Source organism: Psychrobacter sp. PP-21 (assembly GCF_033790785.1).
Taxonomy (GTDB): domain Bacteria; phylum Pseudomonadota; class Gammaproteobacteria; order Pseudomonadales; family Moraxellaceae; genus Psychrobacter.
This window is the reverse complement of the sequence record NZ_JAMYEB010000142.1, coordinates 1-203: the sequence shown is the minus strand read 5'-3', so window position 1 is coordinate 203 and position 203 is coordinate 1. Positions and strand designations below refer to the sequence as shown.

The window sequence follows — 203 nt, the reverse complement described above, 5'->3', positions numbered from 1 at the left end:
CATCCGCTTCGGTGACGCCATTGACGGTGACTTGGTGAACCAGATTGTCCCCTTCGGTGGCGCTGGCATTGCCCACGCTAACGCTCGGCTTGTCGCCCTCGTTGACGGTGCCGTCTGCTGCATCTTCATCGAAGATGGTGGCGACATCAAAGGCGGTGCCAATGCTGGCGTTGATCGGATTGCTGATGCTCATGCTTAGGGCT

1 protein-coding gene is annotated in these 203 nt (G+C 58.6%); it reads left to right on the top strand.

From position 1 onward, the window contains the following. On the top strand, nt 1–199 hold a 199-nt coding region (locus NJD71_RS13930), incomplete at its 5' end, for a hypothetical protein (protein WP_319052475.1). Nucleotides 200–203 lie beyond the last annotated feature (4 nt).